General features: G+C 69.4%; 10 protein-coding genes. 4 read left to right on the forward strand and 6 right to left on the reverse strand.

All coding sequences use genetic code 11. The features are described from left to right. Positions 1–820 (reverse strand): hypothetical protein (locus QZV94_RS19915; protein ID WP_293680924.1); only part of this gene is annotated, 820 nt, incomplete at its 3' end. A 152-nt stretch (positions 821–972) separates the two neighbouring features. On the opposite strand from QZV94_RS19915, the gene QZV94_RS19920 reads away from it, so the two are divergent. After that, complete coding sequence (locus tag QZV94_RS19920) at positions 973–1,725, forward strand: SDR family NAD(P)-dependent oxidoreductase (protein WP_293680927.1); 753 nt, start codon at positions 973–975, stop codon at positions 1,723–1,725. A gap of 76 nt (positions 1,726–1,801) precedes the next feature. Further along, complete coding sequence (locus tag QZV94_RS19925; RefSeq protein ID WP_293680930.1) at positions 1,802–2,725, forward strand: glutathione S-transferase family protein; 924 nt, start codon at positions 1,802–1,804, stop codon at positions 2,723–2,725. A gap of 2 nt (positions 2,726–2,727) precedes the next feature. On the opposite strand, the gene QZV94_RS19930 is transcribed toward QZV94_RS19925, so the two are convergent. Then, positions 2,728–3,948 (reverse strand): phytanoyl-CoA dioxygenase family protein, encoded by a 1,221-nt coding sequence (locus QZV94_RS19930; protein ID WP_293680933.1) that lies wholly within the window; start codon positions 3,946–3,948, stop codon positions 2,728–2,730. Positions 3,949–4,052: 104 nt separating this feature from the next. On the opposite strand from QZV94_RS19930, the gene QZV94_RS19935 reads away from it, so the two are divergent. Next, the gene (locus QZV94_RS19935) at positions 4,053–4,706 is read left to right on the forward strand and encodes a flavin reductase family protein (RefSeq protein ID WP_293680936.1); all 654 of its coding nucleotides are present in this window, start codon (positions 4,053–4,055) and stop codon (positions 4,704–4,706) included. A gap of 4 nt (positions 4,707–4,710) precedes the next feature. On the opposite strand, the gene QZV94_RS19940 is transcribed toward QZV94_RS19935, so the two are convergent. Together QZV94_RS19940 and QZV94_RS19945 are read right to left on the reverse strand one after the other, a co-directional pair. After that, positions 4,711–5,484, reverse strand: a complete 774-nt coding sequence (locus tag QZV94_RS19940) for a carboxymuconolactone decarboxylase family protein (RefSeq protein WP_293680939.1) — start codon at positions 5,482–5,484, stop codon at positions 4,711–4,713. Between the two features lie 74 nt (positions 5,485–5,558). Next, positions 5,559–6,002, reverse strand: a complete 444-nt coding sequence (locus QZV94_RS19945; RefSeq protein ID WP_293680942.1) for a thioesterase family protein — start codon at positions 6,000–6,002, stop codon at positions 5,559–5,561. A 182-nt stretch (positions 6,003–6,184) separates the two neighbouring features. Between QZV94_RS19945 and QZV94_RS19950 the strand changes: the two genes are divergently transcribed. Further along, the gene (locus tag QZV94_RS19950) at positions 6,185–7,486 is read left to right on the forward strand and encodes an O-acetylhomoserine aminocarboxypropyltransferase/cysteine synthase family protein (RefSeq protein WP_293680944.1); all 1,302 of its coding nucleotides are present in this window, start codon (positions 6,185–6,187) and stop codon (positions 7,484–7,486) included. Between the two features lie 24 nt (positions 7,487–7,510). Here the strand turns inward: QZV94_RS19950 and QZV94_RS19955 are convergent, their stop codons facing one another. Continuing rightward, on the reverse strand, positions 7,511–8,539 hold the full coding sequence (locus tag QZV94_RS19955) for a phosphotransferase family protein (protein ID WP_293680946.1): 1,029 nt from the start codon (positions 8,537–8,539) through the stop codon (positions 7,511–7,513). 57 nt (positions 8,540–8,596) lie between these two features. Beyond that, positions 8,597–8,870 (reverse strand): glutathione S-transferase family protein (locus QZV94_RS19960; protein WP_293680948.1); only part of this gene is annotated, 274 nt, incomplete at its 5' end.

Consider the following 8,870-nt stretch of genomic DNA (forward strand, 5'->3'; position numbering starts at 1 on the left):
GGCTGGACAGCCGCATGCGGTGCAGCGGCCCCGGCCACTTGTCGGGCGTGTGGCGGAAGCCGTGCTGCATGCCCGCGTTGTCGAGCGCGATGTAGGCGTTGGAGCCGTCCACCTGCGGCCAATACTTGTCCAGCACCTGGTTGGCTGCGCCCCAGAGGCCCTTGCGCTGGTGCTCCGGCAGCACGCGCAGGTGCGAGACTGTGACGATCGTCTTCAGCGTCCCGCCGATCCGCACCGTGTGCCGGGTCCCGCAGGTCATGGCGGCGGGCTCGCCATCGACCGTGGCCAGCCCCACCGTGCAGTCCTCGGTCAGCCGGGCGAAATCGAAGTACCGCTCGCCGCGGTCGAACCAGAAGCGCGTGTCGCCCAGCACGATCGGACAGCGGCGCTCAAGCTCGCTCAGCGTCAGCGCGTCACTCTCCTCAGCCTCGCGCACGTCGAGCTGGAAGTCGTGCAGGCGCTCAAAGGCCAACTGGCTGATCCTGAACGGCGCGGTCTCCTCGACGGCCAGCTTCAGCTTCCAGCGCCGGCCCCGGGCAGCGGTGAGAGTCGCCTCGAGCGCGAACTCCGAGGTCGAGACGAAGCGGAGCTCCTCCAGCGGCGCGCCGACGCGAGCCGCAACCTGACGCCAGTCCTCGCGCACCGCCTCGTCCGTCGTCAGCGCGCGGAAGCCGTCAGGCAACGTGGACCCATAGCGTTCCGTATCGGCCAGGGTAGCGCCCTCGCCCGCGCTGTGCAGCCGCGCCAGGTACCAAGCCGCCTGCCGCCCCGCGGGGGTGGCGGGCGCCTGCGCCAGGACCTGCGCTATGGTGTCGGCCATCACGTCATCGGAAGCTGAAGGTTGTTGGCCGGGACGCTACCCCTGCAGCGGGCTCGGCGGAAGACCGCGACCTCCCTATGGGGCTGGGCCCTTGCGGGGCATGCGATTTTGCCTTCCGATCCGCGCTTCTGATGGACCGGGGGAGGTGGCGCGTGGCGCAGGATTTCGAAGGACGCGTCGCGTTCATAACCGGCGCCGCCATGGGCATCGGGCTGGCCACAGTGGAGCGCTTTGCAGCGCGGGGCTGCCAGGTCGTCCTCGCCGACATCACCAACGACCTCGAGGACACGGCCCGGGCCTTCGACAATTCGGGCAGCCTCGCCACCCGCTGTGACATGCGTTCGCGCGAGAGCATCGAGGCGGCGGTGGCCGCGGCGATCGGCAGGTTCGGCCGCATCGACATCCTGGCCAACGTGGCGGGCATCTACCCCAGCGCCTCGCTCCAGGAGAGCGACGACGCCTTCATCGACGAGATCTTCGACGTTAACGTGAAGGGCGTCATGCGGACGTGCCGCGCCGTGCTGCCGCACATGCTGGCGCAGGGTGGCGGGTCGATCGTCAACGTGTCTTCCGGGGCCGCGCGCAAGGGCCTGCGCGGGCTGACGGCCTACGCGGCGAGCAAGGGCGCGGTCGAGGCTTTCACGCGCGCCCTGGCGGTGGAAGCGGCGCCGACGATACGGGTCAACGTCGTTGCGCCCGGCGTGACCGGCTCGCCTAAGGTGCGCGCGGGGCTGACCGGCGAGAAGGGCCCGACGTCCATTGCGGGCGCGTCGCGGGGCACGCCGCTGCGACGTATCGCCGAGCCGGAAGAGATCGCCGATGCGATCGTCTACCTGTCCTCGCCCCAGGCCAGTTTCATCACCGGCGAGACGCTCAGCGTGAACGGCGGATCCCTGATGACCTGACGCTCGCCGGCGCCATCGGCTTGCCTGACGCCGAGTAGTCATGCTCGAAGGCGAGCCTCATCGAGGGACACCCGCCGTGGCGAACGACATCATCCTGCACCACTACTTCAACTCGCCCTTCTCGGAGAAGGTGCGTCTGCAGCTGGCCATCAAGGGACTGTCCTGGGCCTCGGTGGTCCAGCCCGACGTCATGCCCAAGCCGGACCTGACGCCGCTGACCGGCGGCTATCGCCGCATCCCCGTCATGCAGATCGGCGCCGACGTCTTCTGCGACAGCGCCGTGATCATGGCCGAGATCGAGCGGCGGCATCCGTCGCCCAAGACGGTCCACGGCGTCGACTGGGCGGCCAACTGGTGGGCCGACCGCACCTTCTTCACGCCCACCGTCGGCATCATCTTCGGCTCCATCGCCGACACGGTGACGCCGGAGTTCATCGCCGACCGCGAGGCGATGACCGGCCGCCCGTTCGACCTCGCCGGCATGAAGGCCGCCATCCCGCCGATGAAGGCCCAGTTCCGCGCCATCAGCGGCTGGCTCGAAACGCAGCTGTCGGGTGGCAAGGACTGGGTCGCCGGCGACGCGCCGGGCCTGGCCGACATCGCCTGGTACCTGAACTACTGGTTCCTCAACAGCGCCCAGCGCGCCTTGATGGCCGACCTCCTTTCGGACCTGCCGCGGGTGCTCGACTGGACGGCGCGGATGCGGGCGATCGCCAAGACGAGGAGCTTCACCGAGACGCCCACCGCCGAGGCCATCGCAGTAGCCAAGGCGGCCGAGCCGGAGTCCACCGCCCACCTCGTCCACGACGCCAAGGACCCGACAGGCCTCAGTCCCGGCGCCAAGGTCGACGTATTCGGCGACGACAACCCCGGCGACCGGATCGCCGGCGCCCTCGTCGCCGCCACCCTGGAGCGCATCGTCATCGCTCGCGAAGACCCCCGCGTCGGCAAGGTCCACGTGCACTTCCCGCGCGTCGGCTTCACAGCCGCGCCAGTGTAGGCCTAACCGCCGAGCCGGCCCACAGGGTCGGCCGGCCGCCCGACGATGGCGCCCTCGCGCGGACCCTCGACGCCGCCCATGGTGTTGGTGACCCGGAAGCCCAGCATGGTCAGGGCCCGCTCCGACAGCCGCGCGCGGACATCGTCGCGCAGGGAGAGCGACCAGTTCTCCTGCGCGCGCATGAAGTGGCGGTTGAAATAGAGCAGGATCACGTGGCGCAGGCCGTCGGTGCGGTTGGCGCCGGTGCCGTGCCAGATACGGCTGTCCCAGAGCAGCGCCGTGCCGGCCGGGCCTTCGGCCGCGATGGTGCCTTCGATGGAGAAGGGATCGTCGGGGGCCATGCCGCGCTGGCCGCTGCATGGCGCCAGCCGGGTGCCGCCGTTGGCCTCGGTCACGTCGTCCAGGAAGTAGGCGATGTTCAAGCCGACCATGACGTCGGGGATCGGCGGCTGCACCGAGATCTGGTCGTAGTGCAGGATCTGCGGCTGTCCGCCAGGGCCGGCAATGTTGGCGCTGTAGCTGAAGATGATGGCGTGATCGCCGAGCAGGTCGGGAACGAACTCGTCGATCAGCGGATCGTCCAGCAGGTCCTCGAACTCGCGGCCCTTGTTGATCAGGGTCCAGACCCGCTGGTTCGGCCCGTCGGGTCCGCCGTCGAAGCTGCCCACGCCGGCCGCCTTCTCGCCATCGGCCTGTTGGCGCAGCCGCTTACGCAGGGCCTGCGTCCGGTCCGGGGTGAGCGCGTCCTTGACCAGGCAATAGCCGAACCGCTCCAGGTCGGCCTTGGCGCGATCGCGGTCGGTAGTGGGTTTCGGCAGGGTCGCGGGATCGAAGCTGGACCGACCCCGCTCGACGCCCGAGATCGCGTCGCAGAAGCGCATGGCGGCCGGCACGCTGCCCGTGACCCTGACCTGGCCGAACAGCAGGCCGCTGCGGGGATCCAACTGGCCGTCGATCAGGCGCACGAGGTTGTCCGCGCCAATCGCGAGCGAGGCGGCGGCCTCGCCCGGCGCGGCAGCTCGGATCTGGCCGCCGGGTCCGCCGACGAACACCGGCTCGTCGTCGATCACCAGCTCCACTAGGTCGGCCAGCGATGTCAGCCGCGCGGACGCGCCTCGCAGCCGGTCCAGCGCGCGCTCGCGGCGCGACACGGCCGGGCGCGGCGTGAAGGCATGGTCCGCGCCAGTGTGCGACACAACGGATGGTTCGACCCGCTCGTCCATGGCTGTTCTCCCTGTGCTGTCTTGGAGACAACCACGTTCCCGCCGGAAAGGCACGCGGGCGGCGCGGGGTTTCAAAAGCGCTGCGGCCGGGTGAATGATGGCGGATGAGCGACGTCTATTTCTACGAGCCGGCCAGCGGCCACGGCCTCACCCATGACCCCTTCAAGGCGATAATTGCGCCGCGGCCCATCGGTTGGATCTCGACCGTCAACCGCGACGGCGTCGCCAATCTGGCCCCCTACAGCTTCTTCAACGCCTTCTGCTCCTATCCGCCGATCATCGGTTTCTCCAACGAGCGGGCCAGCGACAGCCTGGCCAACGCGGAAGCCACCGGCGAATTCGTGTTCAACATGGCCACGGCGCCACTGGCGATGCAGATGAGCGCCACATCGGCGATGGTCGCGCCCGGTGTCGACGAGTTCGACCTGGCCGGCGTCGCGCGCGCTCCCTGCCGGATCGTCCGCGCGCCCCGCGTCGCGGAAAGCCCGGCGGCGCTGGAGTGCAAGGTCCTGTCGATCACCAACCTGCGCGACCTGGAGGACAGCCCGACGCGCGTCCACCTGGTGCTGGGTCAGGTCGTAGGCGTCCACATCGACCCGACCTACCTCACAGACGGCAAGTTCGACACCGCCAAGGCCCAGCCGCTGGCCCGCTGCGGCCATCTTTCGGACTATGCCGTCGTGCGCGAGATGTTCGACATGCCGCGCCCCGACCAGGCCGTCCTGGAGCGCGCCATCAAGGACCTCGCCCCCCGCTGAGCCGCTAACGCGCCCGCAATACCTGCATGGCCTGCGCCGCCTTGGGTGCGCCGGCATAGAGGGTGAGGTGGTTGCAGATCTCGAGGATCTCCTCGTCGGTCAGGCCGCTGCGCCGGCCGACTTCGGCGTAGAACGGCAGCTCTTCGAGCGCGCCCAGGCTGATCAGGATGCTGAGGGTGGAGATGCTGCGGTCCCGCGGCGCGAGTTGCGGCCGGGTCCAGATCTCGCCGAACACCCAGCGCGACGAGATGACCCCGACCTCGCCCTCCGCCGAATGCATCGGGCTCGTCAGGCCGCCCCCCAGTCGCGCCAACACTTCGGCGGCATCGCGGTCGCGCTCCGCATCCGATTTCCGGACCGCCGCCTTCCGCACCGGCAGGTTCTCGACCTTCAGCCATTCGCGCAGCGCCGTGTCGATGCGCCGGCTGGACGCCATCGCGGCCGGATAGCCCGCATACGCGGCGACGTGGAGGACGATTTCTTCGACCTCTTCCGTCGTCAGACCATGCTGCAGCCCATTGCGGGTGTGCGCCACCAGCTCGTTCTCCCGCGCCTGGGCGGCCAGAGTCGAGATCACCAGCAGCGAGCGATCCCGGCGGTTCAGCTGCGGCCGCGACCACATGGCGCCGACCACGTCGAAGGCCATGCTGCCGAGCGGGCCCAGGCGCTCGGCGAAGTTCCGAGCGACCGCCTCGGGGTCGGCGCCCGGCGAGAAGTTGCGAAACGTCTCCGCAGCGCTCTCGTGGCGCTCCTCGTAGCTCTTGGATTCGTGCGCCAACGTCTCTCTCCCGGGGGCTTTTGCCTGACCCTGTCAGATGGCCGGCGGCTCGCCAATCCCGGAAGACGCTGGACTCAGCCGGGCACGCTCGGGTCGGGGACCAGGGCAAAGCGCGCCAGGCAGGCTCGGGCGTCGTCGGCGAAGGGCGCCGAGCGGCCCTCAGGCGCGTTGACCAGGACCGTCTCGCACAGCCCGATGCAGCGGCCCTCGAAGAACAGCCCCTGGGCCATCTCGACCGACGCATTGCCGATCTTCGAGATGCCGGTGCCGATCTCCATCGAACCCGGCCAGAACCCCTCGCCCAGGTAGTGCAGGGTCACCTGCGCCACGAGCATCCGCTGGCGCCGCACATCCTTGAACGCGACGCCATAGAACGCCGCCCGCGCGTCCTCGTAGTAGGTGCCGATCCGCATGGCGTTCAGGTGACCATAGCCGTCCAGGTCGCCCACCCGCGTGGTGAGGGTGCGCGTAACCGGATAGGCGGCGAGCACGAGCCGCTGGGGATCCCTGACCTTCATGGCGCCTTCGAGAAGATGCTGCGGGCGCTGTCCTTACCGATGCCGTCAGCGGACGCAATGGCTGAGGTGGCCGGCGGGACGTCACGTCGCGGAACAGGACGCCTCCCGCGGCAGGCAGGCTTGACCGCCGTAAAGCGGTGCGCACAGGTGGCCGCCATAAGTCACCCTGGAAAGCCTCCGCAATGACCGGTTCGCAACTCCGTCCCGAGACCTTGGCCATTCACGCCGGCTGGCGCGCGGACCCCTCGACCGGCTCGGTCGCCGTGCCGATCCACCAGACCACCTCGTACCAGTTCCGCGACGCCGACCACGCCTCGGCGCTGTTCGCGCTGCAGGAGCTGGGCAACATCTACACGCGCATCATGAACCCCACGACCGACGTCCTGGAGAACCGCGTCGCGGCGCTCGAGGGCGGCGTGGCTGGGCTCGCGTTGGCGTCAGGCCAGGCCGCCTCCGCCTATTCGATCCAGAACCTGGCGCGGGCGGGCGACAACGTGGTCAGCTCGACCGACCTCTACGGCGGCACCTGGAACCTCTTCGCCAACACCCTGAAGGACCAGGGGATCGAGGTCCGCTTCGTCGACCCTACCGATCCCGAGGGATTCCGGCGCGCCACGGACGAACGCACGCGGGCCTACTACGCCGAGACTTTGCCGAACCCGAAGCTGGAGGTTTTTCCCATCGCCGAGGTCGCCGCAATCGGCCGACCCTTGGGCATCCCGCTGATCATGGACAACACGGCGGCCCCGATGCTCTGCCGGCCGCTGGACCACGGCGCGGCCCTCGTCGTCTACTCGGCCACCAAGTACCTTGGCGGCCACGGCACCTCGATCGGCGGCCTGATCATCGACGGCGGCGGCTTCGATTGGGAGGCGCACGCCGAGCGCCAGCCACTGCTGAACACGCCCGACCCGTCCTATCACGGGGCTGTCTGGTCGCAGGCCGCGAAGCCTCTGGGCCCCATCGCCTATATTCTGCGCGCCCGCGTGGTCCTGCTGCGCGACCTCGGCGCGGCGCTGTCGCCCTTCAACGCCTTCCAGTTGATCCAGGGCGTCGAGACCCTCGCGCTCCGCATCGAGCGCCACTGCCAGAACGCCCAGCGCGTGGCCGACTTCCTGGCCGCCCGCAAGGGCGTCACCCGCGTCATCCACCCGTCGCAGCAGTCAGGCCCGGCCCGCGCGCGCGCCGACAAGTACCTGGGCGGACGTTACGGCGGTCTGGTGGGCTTCGAATTGGACGGCGGCGTGGACGCCGGCCGCCGCTTCATCGATGCGCTTCAGCTCTTCTACCATGTGGCCAACATCGGAGATGCCCGCAGCCTGGCCATCCATCCGGCCTCGACCACCCACTCCCAGCTCACCGCCGCAGAACAGGCGGCCACCGGCGTGACCCCCGGCTACGTGCGCCTCTCCATCGGGCTGGAGCACATCGACGACATCCTGGACGACCTCGACCGCGCCCTGACCGCAGCCGGCGCCGGCTGACCCAGGCGGCGTCCGGAGACAGGCCTAACCTTCCAGGATCGCGAGCGCCGTCGCCGCGTAGCCTGCCGTGCCGTTCGCCGGTCGTTCGCGCGCGGCGAGTTGGCCGTTCAGCATCCGCCGGTAGCCGCCCTGGACGATGGAGGCCAGCCGGAACACGGCGAAGGCGGTGTACCAGGAGAGGTTCTCCACGCCCTCGCGTCCGGTCCGGCGGCAATAGGCGGCGACGTATTCGTCCAGGGTCGGCACGCCGCTGTCTTCCGGCAAGCCCTCCAGCGAACCCCAGTGCGGATAGGGCGAACGCCACAGGAAGGCGTTGTAGCCGAGGTCGGCGAGCGGCTCGCCCAAGGTCGAGAGCTCCCAGTCCAGCACCGCCACGAGCCGGGGCTCGGTGGGGTGGAACATCACGTTCTCCAGCCGATAGTCGCCGTGGGCGATGCTGGTCCGCTCCGGTGGCGGCAGTGCGCGGCCCAGCGCCGCGATCAGCCGGTCCATCTCCGGGATCTCCTCGGTCTGGGCGTCGCGGTATTGCTTGGTCCAGCGCGCCAGCTGCCGCTCGAAATAGGCGCCGGGGCGGCCGAAGTCGCCCAGGCCCACCGCCGCCGGATCCACCGCGTGCAGCTTGGCCAGCGTCAGGTTGAGCTGGTCGTAGATCTCCGCCCGTTCCCCGGGCGTCAGGCCGGGCAGCGTCGCGTCGCGGAACACGCGGCCATCGATGAAGTCCATGACGTAGAAAGTCGCGCCGATGACGCCGGGGTCCTCGCACAGGTGGCGCACCGTCGGCACGGGCACACCGGTGTCGGCCAGAGCGGCCATCACCCGGTGCTCGCGCTCGACCTGATGGGCGCTCTGCAGGAGCACGCCGGGCGGCTTCTTGCGCAGGATGAAGCGCAGCTCGCCCGAGCGATCCTCGGTGGTCATCACATACGTAGGGTTGGAGGAACCGCCGTGGATCTGCTGCACCCGAAGATCCCTGCCGAAACCTTCGACCGCGGTCGCCAGGTAGGTCTCCAGCCGTGCAACGTCAAAGCCGGGTCCGGCGCCCGCATCGCTCATGGCGTCCCTCTCTTCCGAGCGGGGCCCGCGAGGCCAGGCCCCGCAGGGCCCATGCCCTCACCCCAACATCGGCGCCATGCCCGGCTCCGCCTTGGCCATCGCCCGCTGGTACGCCGGTCTGGCGGCGATGCGCGCGAGATAGGCCTTGAGGTTCGGGAAATTGTCGATCTGCGTCCCGCGAAACGCCCGGCTGGTGGTCAGGCAATAGACCATCATGATGTCGGCCGTCGTCAGATTGCGACCGCCGAAAAACGGCGCCTCGCCCAGCCGCTTCTCTACCCCACATTTCCCAAGTAAGGCGCTGATTTCGCTGTCCTGACCATTATATTTC

Source organism: uncultured Phenylobacterium sp. (assembly GCF_902826855.1).
Lineage (GTDB): Bacteria > Pseudomonadota > Alphaproteobacteria > Caulobacterales > Caulobacteraceae > Phenylobacterium.